Genomic DNA, 20,429 nt, shown 5'->3' with positions numbered 1-20,429 from the left:
TGCATACAGTTTCAACGCTGAGCATTACTCAGCGTTGTTCCTTTCAATCAACAGGAAAGACCTGGAGTGTTAGTTTTGGGCCAGGAATATACAGAAGACAAAAACATTAAGTTAAAAAAGATCAGTAATGGCAAGATACTGACAGAGGTTATTTTACTGATAATTACTATCTGGGCGATTTTTTTGCTGGTGGCTCTGATAAGTTTTCATCCTTCCGATCCTAGCTGGTCACAGACGACTTGGAATGAACCAATTAAAAATTTAGCGGGCGGCATTGGTGCATGGTCAGCGGATATTCTTTTCTCTGTTTTCGGTATTTTAGCCTATGCTATACCATTAGTCATGTTGTTAGGATGTTGGAATATATTTAAAGATATCGATAACCAAAATTGTCTGGATTTCTTTGTTCTTTCTTTACGCCTGATCGGTGGGTTGGCGTTAATAATTACCTCGTGTGCTTTGGCAGCACTTAATATTGATGATTTACCTAATTTTTCCTCCGGTGGCATTATTGGTAGTGTTTTTAGTAATGCCATTCTACCTTGGTTTAATATTTTAGGAACCACGTTAACGCTACTTTGTATTTGGGCGATTAGTTTCACCCTATTTACGGGTTGGTCATGGTTAACGATTGCAGAAAAGATTGGTGCACTGGTTTTAGCGGCAATAACGCTTATTACTAATCGTACTCGTAGTAACAACAAGCATCAAGCAACAGAATCTTATGTCTCACCTCATCCGGCTAAATTATACGATGGTACATCAGACACAGCAGATTATATTGATCCTGATGATGTGCTTTTTTCAACTGCGCCAATTAAACAGTTAGCGAAAGAAGAATTGAGTAATAATAAAAACGATCAATTGTATCCAGATAAGGTACAGTTTTTGACGCCTGATGAAGCCAAAGTTGCCCTTGATATTCAGGCAGAAACATTGGACAAATATGACGAAGATATTTTTAGCAAACCGTCAAATATCCCCGTTCCAATGGATGATGAAGTTGATCTCAATAAACCGATAGATCCTAATCACGTTTCTCAAGCTGGCTTGCAAAAAGAAGCGGCTGATCTGGCTGAACCCTTAATTTCCCCAGTAACCAAAATAGATGCGGAAGCTGACGTGAGTACTGCCTTCACGCCGGTAAAATCACAAATTAAAAAAGGTATTGGCCCCGAATTTCCGCGCCCTAATCCTGTTCGTTTACCAACACGGCGCGAGCTTTATGGTAATCGTCTAACGACACAAAAAGAGCAGGAATTGGATGCCGACCAAAAAGCTTTTCAAAATCACGCGCCCCAGCCGGATGGCTCTGAGTTTAGTATTGATAATTGGAATGAAGAAAAATTACGTGATCAGTTTTTGCAGCAGCAAAATGAGCGTTATAACACCAATATAACTAATAATCTTAATCAGCCAACAGATAACATTGATGTGCACGACAAAGTCATTACATCAGAGGAAACAGAATCAAACGCGTTAGTTGAAAACCAACCGCACATTGAGCATAAATGGCCTTTGGCAGAAGACGAAGTAATACCACAAGCGCAAGTAGCAAAAGATTTCAGCGAAACATCATTAGCCCATGAAGATAAAAAGCAAAAGGTAGCGCAGACATTACCTGAGCAGGGAAGTCTTTTTCATCCTTTTCTGGTACGTAATGATCAACCATTACCGAAACCCACAACGCCCATGCCCTCATTAGATCTGCTTGCCAGCCCACCAAACCACAACGAACCGGTTGATATGTTTGCGTTGCAACAGACATCCCGTTTAATTGAAGCGCGTTTAAGCGATTATCGGGTAAAAGCGGAAGTGGTTGGCTTTTCACCTGGACCGGTTATTACGCGCTTTGAGTTGGACTTAGCCCCTGGCGTGAAGGCCGCACGTATTTCTAACTTATCAAGAGATTTAGCCCGCTCTTTATCGGCAACTGCGGTACGTATTGTGGAGGTGATACCGGGTAAACCTTATGTCGGTTTAGAATTACCCAATAAAAAGCGCCAGACGGTGTATCTACGTGAAGTGCTTGATTGTGATAAATTTCGCCGTAACCCATCACCCTTAACCATTGTATTAGGTAAAGATATTGAAGGTGAACCCGTTATTGCTGATTTAGAAAAAATGCCGCATTTGTTAGTTGCCGGTACCACCGGTTCGGGTAAATCGGTTGGGGTTAATGCCATGATCCTCAGTATCTTGTACAAAGCAAAACCTGAGGATGTCCGTTTTATCATGATCGATCCTAAGATGTTGGAACTTTCTATTTATGAAGGCATTCCGCATTTGCTGACCGAAGTTGTCACCGATATGAAAGATGCGGCGAATGCACTGCGTTGGTGTGTTAATGAAATGGAACGTCGCTACAAACTTATGTCTGCTTTAGGGGTAAGAAATTTGGCGGGCTATAACGATAAAATTAATGCCGCTGAGCGCATGGGACGCCCAATACCTGATCCATTTTGGAAACCAGGCGATAGTATGGATAGTAGCCATCCAGTACTGAAGAAAGAGCCTTATATTGTTGTTATGGTCGATGAATTTGCTGATCTGATGATGACTGCCGGCAAAAAAGTCGAAGAGCTAATTGCACGTTTGGCGCAAAAGGCGCGAGCGGCCGGTATTCATCTAGTCTTGGCGACGCAGCGACCATCCGTTGATATTATTACCGGTTTAATTAAGGCTAACATACCGACTCGGATTGCATTTACTGTGTCAAGCAAGATAGATTCTCGCACCATTCTTGATCAAGGTGGCGCCGAATCTTTATTAGGCATGGGCGATATGCTTTACTTACCGCCTAACTCCTCTATTCCCATTCGTGTTCACGGTGCTTTTGTTCGCGATCAAGAAGTGCATGATGTGGTCAAAGATTGGCAAGCGAGAGGTAAACCTGAATATATAGATAATATCACTAAAGGTGGTGAAGATGGTGAAGGTAGTAATGGTTATGATAGTGATGAAGAGCTAGATCCCCTGTTTGATCAAGCGGTTGAGTTTGTGACGGAAAAGCAGCGTGTCTCTATATCGGGCGTGCAGCGACAATTTCGTATTGGTTATAATCGAGCGGCCAGAATTGTTGAGCAGATGGAGGCGCGAGGGGTTGTTAGTGAACCAGGGAACAATGGTAATCGCGAAGTTTTAACACCACCACCAGCAGAATATTGATTGAAAAATATTCGCCCAAAAACAATAAATATGATGAATGTAAAGGTCGTGACTTGATGAAAAAACTGATAATGTTAGGCTTGTTAGCAATAAGTTTTCATATTAGCCAGGTATGGGCGGATGCGGCTGCAGAACTGCAAATGCGCCTAAATAAAATAAATAGTTTTCATGCTAATTTTGCGCAAAAGGTAACCAGTATTGACGGTGATTTAATCCAGCAAGGTGAAGGTCAGCTCTGGATCAAGCGGCCAAATTTATTTAACTGGCATATGGTATCACCGGATGAAAGTTGGTTAGTTTCTGATGGTACTAATCTTTGGTTCTATAATCCTTTTGTTGAGCAGGTTACAGTAACTTTATTGAGTGAGGCAACGACCGATACGCCGTTTATGTTGATCACCCGTAACGATCCACAGGATTGGAAACGTTATCACATTAGCCAAAATGGCGATGATTTCCTGCTGACTGCAACACAAAATAAGGGAAATCTGAAACATTTTTCCATTACTGTCCAGCCTGATGGGACTATTCAACAGTTTACAGCGGTAGAGCAAGATGGCCAGATGAGTGCATATCAACTCAAGGGTCAGCAAAATAGCCAGGTTGATGATGATAAATTTAAATTTGTGCCACCACAAGGTGTAACCCTTGATGATCAGAGATCAAGGAGGTGAGGTGAGTAATTTGCCACTTGATTTTTCATCTAATGAATTTCAACCCTTGGCCGCAAAGATGCGGCCAATCAACTTAGAGCAATATATTGGTCAGCAACATTTATTAGCTAACAACAAGCCACTCGCGCGTGCTATTCGTGCAGGTCAACTGCATTCCATGATTTTGTGGGGGCCAGCCGGTACAGGAAAAACGACCCTGGCGGAAATTATTGGTCACTATGCGGATGCAGCGATTGAAAAGATCTCCGCAGTAACATCAGGTATCAAAGAGATCCGTGAGTCGATTGAAATTGCTCGCCAAAATCGGCAATTAGGGCGCAGAACGATTTTATTTGTTGATGAAGTTCATCGTTTCAATAAAAGTCAACAAGATGCTTTTTTACCTCATATAGAAGATGGTACGGTAACTTTTATTGGTGCCACGACAGAAAACCCTTCTTTTGAACTCAACTCAGCCTTACTTTCACGTGCGCGTGTTTATCTACTGAAATCATTGGCTAATGAAGAAATTGCTATGGTTTTACAGCAGGCCATGGCGGATAGTCAACGTGGTTATGGTGGGCAGAAAATTATTTTACCCGATGATACCCGTGACATGATCGCTCAGTTAGTCAATGGTGATGCCAGACGAGCACTAAATTTACTGGAAATGATGGTCGATATGGCTGAAATCGATGATAAAGATCAGCGAATATTAGCCGTAAACTTACTAAAAGATGTAAGTGGTGAAAGAAGTGCGCGTTTTGATAACAAAGGTGATCGTTATTATGATCTAATTTCAGCTCTACATAAATCGATCCGTGGCTCAGCTCCGGATGCGGCGCTTTATTGGTATGCTCGCATTATCACTGCGGGTGGCGATCCGCTATATGTTGCTCGTCGCCTGTTGGCCATCGCCTCTGAAGATATCGGTAATGCCGACCCAAGAGCGATGCAAGTTGCGATAGCAGCGTGGGATTGTTTTACGCGTGTTGGCCCAGCAGAAGGCGAGCGTGCCATTGCCCAAGCGATTGTCTATTTAGCTTGTGCCGCTAAAAGTAATGCGGTTTATAATGCTTTTCAGGCCGCCATAACTGATGCACAACAGAAGCCAGATTATGATGTCCCCAGCCATTTACGCAATGCACCGACTAAATTAATGAAAGAAATGGGCTTAGGGCAAGAATATCGCTATGCTCACGATGAACCTAATGCTTATGCGGCTGGTGAAAATTACTTTCCAGCAGAGATGCAAGGAACACGTTATTATTCTCCATCAAATCGTGGATTAGAAGGCAAAATTGGCGAAAAATTATCCTGGCTGGCAGAATTGGATCAAAATAGCTCAATAAAACGCTATCGTTAAAAATCTCAATGGGGTAAGGTAGCCAAATCAGACTAAGAAACTATTAACCATCAGAAAATACTGACAGGTTGTTTTTATTTTTAAACAATAATCATTTTACAGGTTAAGCATGCTCGATCCAAATTTACTGCGTAATGAGCTAGACGTAGTGGCTGAAAAACTGGCTCGTAGGGAATTTATTCTTGATGTAGATAAGTTGCGTAAACTAGAGCAAGAACGCAAAGATTTACAAATTAAAACGGAAACTTTGCAGGCAGAACGAAACTCCCGCTCGAAAACTATCGGTGCAGCAAAAGCACGTGGTGAAGATGTTGACGCTTTACGTAAGGAAGTTAACCAGTTGGCTGAAGAGCTGGATAACACTAAAAATAAGCTTACGCAAATCCAAGATGAGATCCGCAATATTGCCTTAACGTTACCCAATTTACCTGATGAAAGTGTACCAGACGGTAAAGATGAAACCGATAATGTCGAAATAAGCCGTTGGGGTGAACCGCGCCAGTATGATTTTGCCATCAAAGATCATGTAGCATTAGGTGAATTAACGGATGGACTGGATTTTCCCGCCGCAGTAAAAATTACCGGTTCACGCTTTGTGGTTATGAAAGGTCAAATAGCGCGTTTACATCGGGCATTGGCACAATTCATGTTGGATTTACATACCGAACAACATGGTTATACAGAAACTTATGTTCCCTATTTAGTTAATCATGCCACCCTTTATGGTACAGGCCAATTACCTAAATTTAGCGAAGATCTTTTTCATACTAAACCGCTGGCAGAGCAGGTATCAAATCAGCAATATGCGTTGATCCCAACCGCTGAAGTCCCAGTAACTAATTTAGTCCGCGATGAGATTATAGCGGCGGAGAGGTTGCCAATCCGCTTGACGGCGCATACTCCCTGTTTTCGTTCTGAAGCGGGCTCTTATGGCCGCGATACCCGTGGTTTAATCCGAATGCACCAATTTGATAAAGTTGAGTTGGTACAGATAGTAGAGCCAGACAAATCGATGGCTGCGCTGGAAGAGTTAACCGGCCATGCAGAAAAAGTATTGCAACTACTAAAATTACCATATCGTAAAATTGTTTTGTGTACTGGTGATATGGGATTTGCTGCATGTAAAACCTACGATCTGGAAGTATGGCTGCCAGCACAAAATACTTATCGCGAGATCTCTTCTTGCTCAAATACCTGGGATTTCCAGGCGCGTCGCATGCAAGCACGTTTCCGTCATAAAGAGGATAAAAAACCGCAGTTGCTGCATACCTTAAATGGCTCAGGTTTAGCGGTTGGACGTACCTTGGTCGCCGTTATGGAAAATTATCAGCAAGCTGATGGACGAATCGAAGTGCCTGAAGTTTTGCGGCCCTATATGAAGGGCTTAACCTATATTGGTTAATGCAATAGTAAGATATTTTTGCAATAGCACCGACAATGAGGCACTGTTACAACAGTGCCCTAAAACGATAGCTATATTGATGGCTGGAGCAAATGGATTAAATTAGGTAATAGATAATCCGTTCAAGGCGAATAATAATTGTTTAAAGCTGTTTAAGGTTGCATGCTAAATAATACTTAGCACTTCCCTTAATTGTATTAATTATAGAGATAACGACATGAAGGTATCTCTAAGCCCTTATCTGTTAACCGGTAACCCGACGCTTTAGTGGATGAACAAGGATGGCGCCGTCTTTGAAAAAAGATGTGGCTAAAAGTGTCAGTAATGCCATCAAGACGATTGATAAAGCACAAAAAATCTTACAACAGAATCAAGAAGCCGTTGATCAGGTGATGACCACCTTCTTTGGTAATGCTTCAAGTGAATTTAAAAAGAAATGGAGTGAAGATTTAGCAGAAATGCAGGAGTTTATGAAAGCATTTAATATAGATAAAAATTTTATTATCTTGCCTGATGGAGAAGAGGCGCCGATAGCTTCAGTAGATCGTTTGAAGCGTCAGTCATATTGGCGATATTGGGGGGCGATAAAAAAAGTTCAGCGCGATGCCTAGTTTTTGGATAAGAAACAAGTCAAAAGGTTACTGGCTGAAAAAGAGGTTTTCTATAAGGATGAAAAGGAAACGCCATATTTGGAATCTAATGTTCAACAATGTTATAAGCTACAAAAAAAAGTCGGTGATGATTATATGGCTTTGCTTTTGATTCACGAATTTTCCCATGCCGCACTTTATACCGCGGATTATGTTTATGCAGCCAATAATACTAATGAAATCAATCCGTTGCCACTATATGGTTTACCTGTTGGTAATGTATCAAAGAAATATCAACTTTTAAATTATGAACGCCGAGGTGGAAATACCGGGGATGCGAGTACTTTTCAAGACTTAGCCTACAATAATGCCGACTCATTTGCTCTAGCCACTACGCTTTTAGCCTATTCAGCATCGAAGCAACCGAAACGACTAGAACAATTTAACCGCTTTGTTATCAATCGAGCTGCGTTTATGGAGCAATATAAACAATATCTTTAATATTATAAGGGCTTTTTTCACGAAGCTATAAAGCGAAAAAAGCCCGCTTGATAAAAATGAATAAATCATAAAATATCTATAATTTAATGAATAAGTTAATAAACCACTTTATGGCCATAACCTTGCAGAATATGTTTTACCCGCTCCATGGTTTCGGTCGTTGGTGGTTTGATATCGGCTAGCTGGTACTCTTCCCCCATCGCTAGCCATTTATGTTTGCCCAACTCATGGTAGGGTAGCAACTCGATCTTTTCGATATTATGCATATCACGGGTAAATTGGCCTAATAGATGGGCAGATTGGTCATCATCTGACCAACTGGGCACCACCACATACCGGATCCAGGTTTTTTGCCCACGTTTAGCCAGATAACGGGCAAATTCAAGGGTTCGGTGATTAGAAACTCCAACCAGATTTTTATGAATATTGTCGTCCAGTTGTTTTAAATCTAGCATCACTAAATCGGTAACATCCAATAATTCATCTATCACCTTATCATAACGGCGGACAAAACCATTAGTATCGAGGCATGTATGAATACCTTGTTGCTGACAGGCACGAAACCAGTCACGCACAAATTCAGCCTGCAAAATGGCTTCACCGCCTGAGGCCGTCACGCCGCCACCGGAAGCGTTCATAAAATGGCGATAACTGACCACCTCTTTCATCAATTCTTCGACGGTAATTTCCTTACCACCATGGGTATCCCAGGTGTCTCGGTTGTGGCAATACAGACAACGCATCAGGCATCCCTGAAAAAAAACGATAAAGCGAATACCCGGGCCATCTACTGTACCACAAGATTCAAAAGAGTGAATTCGCCCAACTAGCGACATAACAGCTCCAAAAATTAATGGTAGTTAAAAAGCCCCATTTTAAGCGGGGCTTTTATCTACTGCTATTTTAGTTCAACAACAAATTGTTACATAGTTGCCGTAAATGTACGGGTAATAACATCTTGCTGCTGTTCTTTGGTCAAAGAATTAAAACGCACCGCATAACCGGACACACGAATGGTTAGCTGAGGATATTTTTCCGGATTTTCCATTGCATCTAATAGCATTTCACGATTCATAACGTTAACGTTTAGATGTTGACCACCTTCAATATTGGCTTCATGGTGAAAGTAACCATCCATCAGTCCTGCCAGATTGGTTTTACGTACCTCATCATCTTTACCCAATGCATTAGGTACAATCGAGAAAGTATAAGAGATACCGTCTTTGGCGTAAGCGAACGGCAATTTGGCTACCGAAGTCAGCGAGGCTACGGCACCTTTCTGATCACGGCCATGCATTGGATTAGCGCCTGGGCCAAAAGGAGCACCGGCACGGCGACCATCAGGAGTATTACCGGTTTTCTTGCCGTAGACCACATTGGAGGTAATGGTCAGAATTGATTGAGTTGGCACCGCATTGCGGTAAGTGCGCAATTGTTGGATCTTCTTCATGAAGCGCTCAACTAAATCGCAAGCAATATCGTCGACGCGGTTATCATTATTACCAAATTGTGGATATTCACCTTCAATGTTGAAATCAATGGCAATACCATCTTCATCACGAACCGGCGAAACTTTGGCATATTTGATCGCCGATAGTGAATCAGCGGCAACGGAAAGCCCCGCAATACCACACGCCATGGTACGATAAACATCACGATCATGCAGCGCCATTAAGGCCGCTTCATAGCTATATTTATCATGCATATAGTGAATGATATTCAAAGCCGTAACATATTGGGTAGCCAACCAATCCATGAAGTGATCCATTCTGTCCATCACGACATCAAAATTGAGCACATCATCGTTAATCGCTGGCATTTTAGGGCCAACTTGCAGTTTAGATTTTTCATCGATACCGCCGTTGATGGTATACAGCAAGGTTTTGGCTAAGTTTGCCCGCGCGCCAAAAAATTGCATCTGCTTACCGACGATCATCGGGCTAACACAGCAGGCAATAGCATAGTCATCATTATCAAAATCAGGCCGCATCAAATCGTCGTTTTCATACTGAATCGAAGAAGTATCAATAGAAACTTTGGCGGCGAATTTTTTGAAATTGAGTGGTAGCTTTTCTGACCAAAGAATGGTCATATTGGGCTCAGGCGAAGGGCCCATGGTATAGAGCGTATTGAGGAAACGATAGGTATTTTTCGTCACGAGGGTACGCCCATCGACGCCCATACCGGCCAGTGACTCAGTTGCCCAAATGGGATCACCTGAGAATAACTCATCATATTCAGGAGTACGTAGGAAACGCACCATCCGCAATTTCATGACTAAATGGTCGATCAGTTCTTGTGCTTGTTGCTCAGTTAAGTGACCGGCTTTTAGATCGCGTTCAATATAAATATCAAGGAAAGTAGAAACACGGCCAAAAGACATAGCGGCGCCGTTTTGTGATTTAACCGCGGCTAAATAGGCAAAATAGGTCCATTGAACCGCTTCTTTCGCATTGGTTGCCGGGCCTGAAATATCATAGCCATATTTTGCTGCCATCTCTTTCATTTGACCTAACGCGCGGTGTTGCTCAGCAATCTCTTCGCGTAATTGAATGGTCATTTCCAGCTCTTCGCCTTGCTCTAGTTTACTTTGTAGAGAATTAAATTGAGCCAGCTTGTCATCACGTAAGAAATCAATACCGTAAAGCGCTACGCGACGATAATCACCAATTATCCGGCCACGGCCGTAGGCATCTGGCAATCCGGTCAAAATACCTGATTTGCGGCATTTCATAATGTCTGGGGTATAAACATCAAATACCCCTTGATTATGGGTCTTACGGTATTCGGTAAAGATTTTTTTCAGTGCCGGATCCAATTCACGATTGTAGGCTTTACATGAGCCTTCGACCATTTTAATGCCACCAAAAGGGATCAATGCGCGCTTAAGGGGGGCATCAGTTTGTAAACCGACAATCTGCTCTAACCCTTTTTCAATATAACCGGCATCATGGGAAGTAATGGTAGCGGCAACATCAGTATCAAAATCGACAGGCGCATGGGTACGATTTTCGATCTTAATCCCTTGCATCACTTTTTCCCATAAGCTATCAGTCGCTTTGGTTGCGCCGGCTAAAAATGATTCGTCACCTTCATAAGGTGTATAGTTGGTTTGGATGAAATCACGTACATCAACGTCTTTTTGCCAGTTCCCCTGAGTAAATCCTTGCCATGCAGCAGAGAATTTTTCATTTAACTTGGACATCATATTTTTTACCTTTATTTTTTAAATAATAAAATGCTGACAATCTGTACGCGATGGATCAATGTTGACAGCCATCGCGTAAATATATTAACCAATATGTCATACCGACTAACAAAGCACCGCCGATGATATTACCAATAGTGACAGGGATAAGATTATCTGTAATAAAATTGGCCACAGTTAAATGAGAAAACTGGTTTTCATTTACTCCGGTCATCAGCCAGAAATCCGGTGAGGCAAAATTTTTGATCACGATGCCTAATGGGATCATAAACATGTTGGCAATGCTATGTTCAAAACCACTGGCAACAAACATGCCTATTGGTAAAATTAATACAAAAATTTTATCTAGCAAGCTACGGCCTGAATAACTCATCCAAACACCCAAGCAAACCATTAAATTGGCTAAAATACCTAAGCAAATGGCTTCGAGAAAAGTGTGATCAAGTTTATGATTTGCTGTTTGTAAAACATTAAGCCCCCATTGGCCATTAGCCACCATGTATTGTCCGGCAAACCAGATTAATGCAACGAAAAACAGGGCACCAATAAGGTTGCCAATATAAACATTAAACCAATTAACAAACATCTGTTTCCAGGAGACTTTGCCGGTTGCTTTTGCCACAATGGTTAACACGGAAGAAGTGAAAAGATCAGCGCCACAGACAATCACCAGCATAAGTCCTAATGAAAAACAGAGACCGCCAGCAAGTTTAGCCAGTCCGAAAGGAACACTAGCAATGCCCGTGGTGACAGTAATATAAAAAACAAAAGCAATGGAAATAAATATACCCGCCGTAATAGCAGATAAATAAGTAATTCGAGGATGCTTGTTAACTTTATATGCCCCAGTATTATCTGCAAGTTGCGCCATTGCAGCCGGTGATAATAAATTAGACAAGTTGTTAGCTTTCATAACCAACATGCTCTTATGAAGTTAAGGAATTATAACGCCAACAATATTAACAAAGGGGACATCAAATAAATTTGATATAGATCATTATTATTTGGTTAACAAATAGCTATAAAACTAACAAATTATGATAATTATTTGATTTATATTGAAAAAAAATTTTTAATTTTTATAAAAAAATTTTATAAACACAATGAGGAAATAAATAATCAGGTTAAATTATCGTTGAAATAGGGTTTTTGTCTAATAAATTTTAACCTGATATTTATTTTTTAGTGTTGACTCATTAGCTTAAGTGAGCCTGTTTAGCGGTTTGCAGTTTATGATAAACGTTGAGTAATGCTTGATGAGTCGGTAGCGTTTGTAACTCAGGATCAATTGACCATAAGCCATAAAAACAATTTTCACCAGCAATGGCTCTCGACGCGGCAGTAACCGCTTGTTGGCCATACATTTTAGTGAAAGCCTCATAGTATTGATCAGGTTGACGATCAGCTTGTTGCGTTAGTTGCAGTAAGGTTTGTAGACAGCGATAATAATTGGCTCGCTCAGCAGTAAATAGCGAAGAATTAAACTCTAGCGTCCATTCAACCCACAGCAGTGCTTGGGCAAAATCACCACCGGCCAGTGCTAGCATCGATTTTAATTCACCGATCCGCAGGTGACTCCAACCATTGCCAACGCCCACCGCAATGCCTAATAATTCACGGACTCGAGTAAAATCATCAAAACCTTCTTCATCGAGCTGCGCTAACAACCGCAAATAGTCCTCTTTTGGCCATTGACTATCGGCTAGCGACATAATGGTATCGCGCAAATCTATTGCCATGGCATTATTAGCAATATGCAGATCGTCAACGGGATAAATATCCGAGATCTCCGGCACAATAATACGGCAGACATAGACGCCTAAATGTTGATAATCGGCAATATAAACTTCCGCATTCATCTGATTGAAAATCGCCATCAACGTAGCAAATTCTGCGCTGGTCGTGCCTTTGAAGTTCCAATCGACAAAAGGATAATCGGCATCTTGTTTAAAGAGATCCCAGCTAATTAAACCGCTTGAATCAATAAAATGGGTCTCCAGATTGGTATGCTCTGCCACTTCATCATCATCAAATGTTGGCATATTAAACACATCTAAATCTTTTAAACTGCGGCCTTGCAGTAATTCGGTAACTGTTCGTTCGAGGGCAATACCAAAATCAGGATGAGCACCAAAAGAAGCAAAACAAGTGCCATTATTGGGATTGAAGAGTACCACACAGATAACCGGGTATTTGCCACCGAGAGAAGCATCAAAACAGAAAATTGGAAAACCTTCTTCTGCTAATTTAGCAACTGCCTCAACAACGCCAGGATAGCGTTGCATAACAGGCTCAGGAATAACAGGCAAACTGATTCGCTCGGCAATAATACGATTTTTGATATGACGCTCAAAGATCTCTGACAATGCCTGAACGCGTGCTTCATGTTGCGTATTACCGGCTGACATGCCATTCGATACATACAAATTACCAATAATATTCATTGGAATATAAATAGTTTGTTGATCGGATTGGCGTATAAAAGGTAATGCACAAATCCCGCGTTGTTTATTACTTGATTGTAAATCAATTAGCATGCTAGCAGACAGATTATTATCAGGATCGTAAAAAGCCCGTAATTTTGCGTCCAAAATCCCATCAGGTAAATGATCGTCCGATGGTAGAGCAAACCACTTTTCATTCGGATAGTGGACAAAATCACCATTAGCAACTTTAGCACCCAGATAAAAATCAGCGAAAAAGTAATTGGTAGCTAAACGTTCAAAATATTCGCCCAATGCAGAGGCTAGAGCAGCTTTTTTACTAGCACCTTTACCGTTAGTAAAACATAAAGGGCAGTCTCGATCACGGATATGGACTGACCAGACATTCGGCACCGGGTTTAACCAAGAAGCTTCTTCAATATCAAAACCGAGTTTCTTAAGTTGCTGTTGAAAAGTGGTAATAGAATCTTCTAAGGCGGCATCTTTGCCAGGAATAAAAGTTTGGCTCATAAATTAGGTTACTTATCCGTGTTTGATTACTAAAAGGTGATAATACGGCATTTTTGCTGGCTTCTCTATTCACGAGTTCATAGGAGTAAAACACATTATTGAAATTAATCGCTGTTTTTGTTGGTAGTTACAGAAATATATTTTGTAATTTATATAATTTTACAAAATTTTACAGCGGGATTTTATTATGAGGAAGTTAAATATTTCTTTATTATTTGGCGCTATGTTGTTAACTAACAGTGCTGTTTCTGCCTTACCAACCATTACGGTACTAGCGACTGGAGGTACGATTGCTGGTGGCGGTGATTCAGCGACACAATCCCAATATACAGCCGGTAAAGTCAGTATCGATGCATTAATTAATGCGGTACCTGAAATAAAGAAAATTGCCCATCTTAATGGCGAACAAATTGTTAATATTGGTTCCCAAGATATGAATGATCAGGTATGGCTAACGCTAGCAAGGAAAATTAATGCTGATTGTGATAAAACAGCAGGTTTTATTATTACTCATGGTACTGACACGCTTGAGGAGACTGCTTATTTTTTAGATTTAACGACTTATTGTCATAAACCTATTGTAATGGTTGGTGCGATGAAACCGGCTACGGCATTAGGGGCTGATGGGCCATTAAATCTCTATAACGCGGTTATTGTTGCCACTGATAAAGAGGCGGGCAACCGGGGAGTCTTATTAGCCATGGACGACAAAGTCATTAGCGCTCGTAATGTGGTTAAAATGAATACCAATTTTGTTGAAGCATTTGAAGCGGTTAATGCGGGTCCAGAAGGTTTTATCTACAATGGCAAGGTGCATTATTTAAGCGCGGCCAAACCCAGAGCAGATAAGGCTATTTTTGATATTAGTCAGTTAGATCAATTACCTAAAGTTGGTATTGTTTATAATTATTCAAATGCATCGGCGCTGCCGGCTAAGTCATTTATCTATCATGGCTATCAAGGCATTGTGAGTGCTGGAGTGGGGAACGGTAACATGTATAATAAGATTTTTACTGTACTGGCTGATGCGGTAAAACAGGGAATAGGGGTGGTTCGCGCTAGTCGGGTACCGACTGGTTTTATAACGCGAGATGCAGAAGTTGATGATAGCAAATATGGATTTGTCGCTGCTGAACGTTTGAATCCACAGAAGGCTCGAGTTTTACTTCAATTAGCCTTGACCCAAACCCATGATCCAATAAAAATTCAAGCGATGTTTGATAAGTATTAATTCGTTATCTAAATATGTTGCTTGCCGGCCAGATATTTTATTTATGCAATTAAAAATTAAATGATTGCAGCTGTTTTACGGTAATGTTAAAACCGAACCAGAGATTAAATAATAGTAAAAGTTTAATTAGGTCAATAAGGGTGGGTGATGAGTCAGATATACAATTTTAGCGCGGGTCCAGCCATGTTACCGGTAGACGTTTTGCACCGTGCACAGCAAGATCTTTGTAATTGGAACAGTATGGGTGTTTCGGTGATGGAAATAAGCCATCGCAGTGAAGCATTTATGGAGATCGTTAAACAAGCTGAGCAAAATTTACGTGAACTGCTCAAAATACCTGATAATTATAAAATCCTTTTTTGTCATGGTGGTGCCAGAGGTCAATTTTCTGCCTTGCCATTAAATTTATTTCAGGCTGACGAAACTGTTGACTATATTGTTGGTGGCTATTGGGCAAAATCTGCTGCGCAAGAGGCAGCAAAATATTGTATGGTTAATGAGATTGATATTCGGCTTGAAAAATCAGCTTATCTGAGCATGCAACCAATGGAAGAGTGGTCATTAACGACCAAGGCCAAATATCTGCATTATTGCCCCAATGAGACAATTGACGGTATTGCTATCCACACACTACCTGACTTTGCTGCCGATAAAATCGTGATTGCTGATTACTCCTCAGCGATCTTATCGCAACCACTCGATGTTAGCCGATTTGGGGTTATTTATGCTGGGGCGCAAAAAAATATTGGTCCAGCCGGTATCACATTGGTTATTATTCGGCAAGATTTATTAGGCCGAGCGAGAAAAACAACGCCTTCGATCCTTGATTACACTATACTGGCCAAAAATGACTCGATGTACAATACACCACCGACTTTTGCCTGGTATCTATCGGGTATGGTGTTTAAATGGTTAAAACAGCAGGGTGGGTTACAAGAAATAGCAAGACGCAATCAAGAAAAGGCCCGCTTATTGTATGATGTGATAGATAATAGCCAGTTTTATATTAATCGAGTTGACCCAATTAATCGTTCGCTAATGAATGTTCCATTCCAAATGGCAAAACCTAACTTAGATAGTCAATTTATCCAAGCGGCAGAGCAGCAAGGACTGCTTTTTCTGAAAGGGCATAAAGCAGCGGGCGGAATGCGTGCTTCAATTTATAATGCGATGCCCTTGGCTGGGGTGCAGAAGCTAGTTAATTTTATGATTGATTTTGAACAGCGGAATAAATAAATTAAATAATCCTTTATGGTTAGATTGGTAACGATACCGTCTAACCGTATCAAATGAATATAAATGTGATGTAAATAATATATCCAACTTTGTTATTGGAGAGTCTACTGTTAATGCAAGCCCTAACCATACCACCCATTTCTTACATTGAAGGTACTATCAATCTTCCTGGCTCGAAAAGTATTTCTAACCGGGTACTATTGTTAGCTGCATTAGCGCAAGGCCAAACCGTAATAACTAATCTTCTTGCTAGTGATGATATTCGTCATATGCTTAATGCCCTGACAGCATTGGGGATTGAATATCAATTATCTCAAGATAATACCACCTGTATTGTAAAAGGCGGCAGACATTTTTTTAGCCATCAACAAGGTTTAGAAATTTTTCTCGGTAATGCAGGTACCGCTATGCGCCCCCTCAGTGCGGTTTTAGCGTTGGCGGACAATGATATTGTCTTAACCGGCGAGCCTAGAATGAAAGAGCGGCCTATTGCTCATCTCATTGATGCACTACAACAAGGCGGGGCAACTATTGACTATCTTGAACAACCTGGTTATCCGCCAATAAGCATAAAAGGTGGTTTTCAAGGTGGGAATATCGCAGTAGATGGAGCAATTTCTAGCCAATTTTTAACCGCACTTTTAATGGCCGCACCGTTGGCGCCTAATGATACGACGATTCAGATCAAAGGCGAGCTGGTTTCGAAACCTTATATTGACATTACTCTAGCACTGATGCGTAGTTTTGGCGTTGAGGTGGACAATCAGCACTATTGTCAATTTCATATTAAAGCTGGACAGCAATATATTTCACCCGGCAATTATCTTGTTGAAGGTGATGCCTCCTCGGCCTCCTATTTTTTAGCTGCGGCGGCCATCAAAGGCGGTACCGTCAGGGTAACGGGTATCGGCAAAGATAGCTTGCAAGGCGATACCCAATTTGCTGCGGTACTTGAAAAAATGGGCGCCAAAATACGTTGGGGAAAAGATTTTATCGAATGTCAGCGGGGTAAGCTAGTTGGTATTGATATGGATATGAATGCGATCCCAGATGCGGCGATGACGGTTGCTACTTTGGCACTGTTTGCGCAAGGTGAAACGATTATTCGCAATATTTATAACTGGCGGGTGAAAGAAACTGACAGATTAACAGCGATGGCAACCGAATTAACAAAAGTTGGTGCTAAAGTAGAAGAAGGGCGTGACTATATACGTATTTTACCGCCTCAATTATTGCAGCATGCTGAAATAGAAACTTACAATGATCATCGTATGGCGATGTGTTTTTCACTGGTCGCTCTGTCAGATACCCCGGTTACCATTTTGGATCCCAATTGTACCGCTAAGACTTTTCCAGACTATTTTAATCAGCTAGAAAAATTAAGTTATCGCGACTAGCATGTATCAGCAACATAGCATAATACTGAACGACGAGAATTATGCTTATTAGGCTAAATCTGATGTAAGCATCGCTTTGTTTTCCTTAATAGAATGAATTGAGTATAATAGGGGACTTATTAGCCTGATAGAGCGTATTTGCTGAAAATGCAATTCTATCAAAAAGGAGGAATATAATGGCGGTTTTACCTCCCGTTATCACAGTTGATGGTCCAAGTGGCGCAGGTAAAGGTACATTATGTCAGGCATTGGCAAATAAACTGGGTTGGCAGTTACTTGATTCTGGCGCTATTTACCGTGTTCTGGCTTTAGCAGCATTACATCATCATGTTGATATTCAGTCTGAAGAAGCATTAGTTCCATTAGCTGCGAATCTTGATGTCCGTTTTGAACCAAGCGAAAAAGAATTAGCAGTTATGCTTGAGGGGGAGGATGTTAGTAATGAAATTCGTAGTGAAATTGTTGGTAATACAGCATCTCTTACTGCAACTTTTCCTCGAGTGAGAGAAGCGTTATTACGTCGGCAAAGGGCATTCCGCACTAAACCGGGTCTGATTGCTGATGGTCGTGACATGGGTACGGTGGTTTTTCAAGACGCACCGGTAAAGATTTTTCTTGATGCCACACCGGAAGAGCGCGCTCATAGGCGGCTACAACAGTTGCAGGAAAAGGGCTTTGATGTTAAATTAAGCGATCTTTTAGTTGATATTAAAGAGCGTGATTATCGTGATCGTAATAGGCTGATTGCGCCTTTGGTGCCTGCAAAAGATGCGTTGATTCTGGATTCAACAAAGTTATCTATTGAAGAAGTTATCAAGCAGGCACTTGCTTATGTGAAAAAAAAGCAAATATTATCTATATAATATGCTCAATATTGACATATAATAAGTGAATACACCTTTTTGGTGTAGCTGAATTTTTGTTCAGTTAAGTAAAGCTTTGTAACAAGGAGTGTTGCGAGGTATGTAAAATAACCCCATTTGGCAGGATGTTGAATGGAAGTTAAAATTAAAATTTTTGAAGATCTTACTATGACAGAATCTTTTGCTCAACTCTTTGAAGAATCTTTACAGAGTATCGAAACCCGTCCAGGGGCTATTGTTCGTGGTGTTGTTGTTGCTATCGACAAAGATGTCGTGTTAGTTGATGCCGGTCTGAAATCAGAATCAGCGATCCCAGTAGAACAATTTAAAAATGTGCAAGGTGAGCTAGAAATTCAGGTTGGTGACGAAATTGATGTTGCTTTAGACGCAGTAGAAGATGGTTTCGGTGAAACTATTCTGTCTCGTGAAAAAGCGAAACGCCATGAAGCTTGGTTAATGCTAGAAAAAGCCTATGAAGATGCCGAAACAGTTATGGGTATTATCAATGGCAAAGTAAAAGGTGGTTTTACAGTAGAATTAAAAGGTATTCGTGCATTTTTACCCGGTTCTCTGGTTGATGTTCGCCCAGTTCGTGACACAACTCACCTGGAAGGTAAAGAGCTTGAGTTCAAAGTTATCAAACTGGATCAGAAACGCAATAACGTTGTTGTTTCCCGTCGTGCTGTTATTGAGTCTGAAAGCAGTGCAGAACGTGATCACTTACTGGAAAACTTGCAGGAAGGCATGGAAGTTAAGGGTATTGTTAAGAACTTAACTGACTATGGTGCATTCGTTGATCTGGGTGGTGTTGATGGCTTACTACACATTACTGACATGGCTTGGAAACGTGTTAAACACCCAAGTGAAATTGTTAATGTTGGTGATGAAATCAATGTTAAAGTATTGAAGTTTGATCGTGATCGTACACGTGTCTCTTTAGGCCTGAAACAGCTTGGCGAAGATCCATGGGTAGCTATTGCTAAGCGTTATCCAGAAGGTACTAAACTGACAGGAAAAGTCACTAATCTTACTGATTATGGTTGCTTTGTTGAAATTGAGGAAGGTGTTGAAGGTTTAGTACACGTTTCCGAAATGGATTGGACTAATAAAAATATCCATCCCTCTAAAGTTGTTAATGTGGGTGATGTTGTTGAAGTTATGGTGCTGGATATTGACGAAGAGCGTCGTCGTATCTCCTTAGGTTTGAAACAGTGTAAACCAAATCCATGGCAGCAATTTGCAGAAACGCACAATAAGAATGATCGTGTAGAAGGTAAAATAAAATCGATTACTGATTTTGGTATCTTCATCGGTTTAGAAGGTGGTATTGATGGCTTAGTTCATCTATCTGATATTTCTTGGAATGTTGCAGGTGAAGAAGCGGTTCGTGAATACAAAAAAGGCGATGAAATTGCTGCTGTTGTATTACAAGTTGACGCTGAACGCGAACGTATTTCTTTGGGTGTTAAACAGTTAGCGGAAGATCCATTTAATAACTATCTGTCTGCTCATAAGAAAGGTGTTATCGTTACTGGTAAAGTAGTGGCTGTTGATGCAAAAGGTGCAACGATTGAGTTGGCTGCGGGTGTTGAAGGTCACTTACGTGCATCAGAAGCTTCACGTGATCGCGTGGAAGATACGACTCAAGTATTGAACGTTGGTGATACCGTTGAAGCCAAATATACTGGCGTTGATCGTAAAAACCGTATCATTACTTTGTCTGTTCGTGCAAAAGATGAAGCAGATGAAAAAGATGCCATTGCTTCTGTGAACAAACAGGAAGATAGCAATTTTGCAAATAATGCTATGGCTGAAGCGTTCAAAGCAGCGAAAGGCGAATAATTAAGTTAATCATAGGGC

15 protein-coding genes are annotated in these 20,429 nt (G+C 41.0%); 11 read left to right on the top strand and 4 right to left on the bottom strand.

The genetic code is table 11. The features are described from left to right. Positions 1-75: 75 nt before the first annotated feature. The 6 genes from G468_RS0106220 (at position 76) to G468_RS0106195 (ending at position 7,680) form a co-directional block, all read left to right on the top strand. Positions 76-3,168, top strand: a complete 3,093-nt coding sequence (locus G468_RS0106220; RefSeq protein ID WP_026822392.1) for a DNA translocase FtsK 4TM domain-containing protein — start codon at positions 76-78, stop codon at positions 3,166-3,168. A 56-nt stretch (positions 3,169-3,224) separates the two neighbouring features. Then, on the top strand, positions 3,225-3,842 hold the full coding sequence (gene lolA, locus G468_RS0106215) for an outer membrane lipoprotein periplasmic chaperone LolA (RefSeq protein ID WP_026822391.1): 618 nt from the start codon (positions 3,225-3,227) through the stop codon (positions 3,840-3,842). Position 3,843: 1 nt separating this feature from the next. Continuing rightward, positions 3,844-5,187: a replication-associated recombination protein A gene (locus G468_RS0106210; protein ID WP_026822390.1), complete on the top strand. Its 1,344-nt coding sequence runs from the start codon at positions 3,844-3,846 to the stop codon at positions 5,185-5,187. Positions 5,188-5,296: 109 nt separating this feature from the next. Beyond that, positions 5,297-6,589: a serine--tRNA ligase gene (gene serS / locus G468_RS0106205; protein ID WP_026822389.1), complete on the top strand. Its 1,293-nt coding sequence runs from the start codon at positions 5,297-5,299 to the stop codon at positions 6,587-6,589. 281 nt (positions 6,590-6,870) lie between these two features. Beyond that, the gene (locus tag G468_RS0106200) at positions 6,871-7,200 is read left to right on the top strand and encodes a hypothetical protein (protein ID WP_026822388.1); all 330 of its coding nucleotides are present in this window, start codon (positions 6,871-6,873) and stop codon (positions 7,198-7,200) included. A 3-nt stretch (positions 7,201-7,203) separates the two neighbouring features. Then, positions 7,204-7,680, top strand: a complete 477-nt coding sequence (locus G468_RS0106195; protein ID WP_026822387.1) for a hypothetical protein — start codon at positions 7,204-7,206, stop codon at positions 7,678-7,680. A 95-nt stretch (positions 7,681-7,775) separates the two neighbouring features. Here the strand turns inward: G468_RS0106195 and pflA are convergent, their stop codons facing one another. From pflA to ycaO, 4 genes are all read right to left on the bottom strand, one after another. Beyond that, positions 7,776-8,516, bottom strand: coding sequence for a pyruvate formate lyase 1-activating protein (gene pflA / locus G468_RS0106190; RefSeq protein ID WP_026822386.1), 741 nt, complete (start codon positions 8,514-8,516; stop codon positions 7,776-7,778). A gap of 86 nt (positions 8,517-8,602) precedes the next feature. Then, on the bottom strand, positions 8,603-10,885 hold the full coding sequence (gene pflB, locus G468_RS0106185) for a formate C-acetyltransferase (protein WP_026822385.1): 2,283 nt from the start codon (positions 10,883-10,885) through the stop codon (positions 8,603-8,605). Positions 10,886-10,943: 58 nt separating this feature from the next. Then, positions 10,944-11,801 carry a formate transporter FocA gene (focA, locus tag G468_RS0106180; RefSeq protein WP_026822384.1) on the bottom strand — a complete coding sequence of 286 codons (858 nt, stop codon included), beginning with the start codon at positions 11,799-11,801 and terminating at the stop codon, positions 10,944-10,946. Between the two features lie 283 nt (positions 11,802-12,084). Then, entirely contained in the window at positions 12,085-13,842 is a 1,758-nt protein-coding gene (gene ycaO, locus G468_RS0106175; protein ID WP_026822383.1) for a 30S ribosomal protein S12 methylthiotransferase accessory factor YcaO, read from the bottom strand. Positions 13,843-14,029: 187 nt separating this feature from the next. Between ycaO and ansB the strand changes: the two genes are divergently transcribed. The 5 genes from ansB to rpsA all read left to right on the top strand — a co-directional run bounded on the left by ansB (position 14,030) and on the right by rpsA (position 20,411). After that, entirely contained in the window at positions 14,030-15,073 is a 1,044-nt protein-coding gene (ansB, locus tag G468_RS0106170) for an L-asparaginase 2 (RefSeq protein WP_026822382.1), read from the top strand. A gap of 147 nt (positions 15,074-15,220) precedes the next feature. Continuing rightward, complete coding sequence (gene serC / locus G468_RS0106165; RefSeq protein ID WP_026822381.1) at positions 15,221-16,309, top strand: 3-phosphoserine/phosphohydroxythreonine transaminase; 1,089 nt, start codon at positions 15,221-15,223, stop codon at positions 16,307-16,309. A 113-nt stretch (positions 16,310-16,422) separates the two neighbouring features. Beyond that, a complete protein-coding gene (gene aroA, locus G468_RS0106160) occupies positions 16,423-17,706 on the top strand; it encodes a 3-phosphoshikimate 1-carboxyvinyltransferase (RefSeq protein WP_026822380.1) in 1,284 nt (427 codons plus the stop codon). A gap of 176 nt (positions 17,707-17,882) precedes the next feature. After that, positions 17,883-18,569 carry a (d)CMP kinase gene (gene cmk / locus G468_RS0106155; RefSeq protein WP_026822379.1) on the top strand — a complete coding sequence of 229 codons (687 nt, stop codon included), beginning with the start codon at positions 17,883-17,885 and terminating at the stop codon, positions 18,567-18,569. A gap of 168 nt (positions 18,570-18,737) precedes the next feature. Then, the gene (gene rpsA / locus G468_RS0106150) at positions 18,738-20,411 is read left to right on the top strand and encodes a 30S ribosomal protein S1 (protein WP_026822378.1); all 1,674 of its coding nucleotides are present in this window, start codon (positions 18,738-18,740) and stop codon (positions 20,409-20,411) included. The last annotated feature ends 18 nt before the right edge of the window (positions 20,412-20,429 follow it).

The organism is Arsenophonus nasoniae DSM 15247 (genome assembly GCF_000429565.1).
Classification (GTDB): domain Bacteria; phylum Pseudomonadota; class Gammaproteobacteria; order Enterobacterales; family Enterobacteriaceae; genus Arsenophonus; species Arsenophonus nasoniae.
The sequence above is the reverse complement of the archived record's forward strand: the minus strand, read 5'-3'. Positions and strand labels throughout refer to the sequence as shown.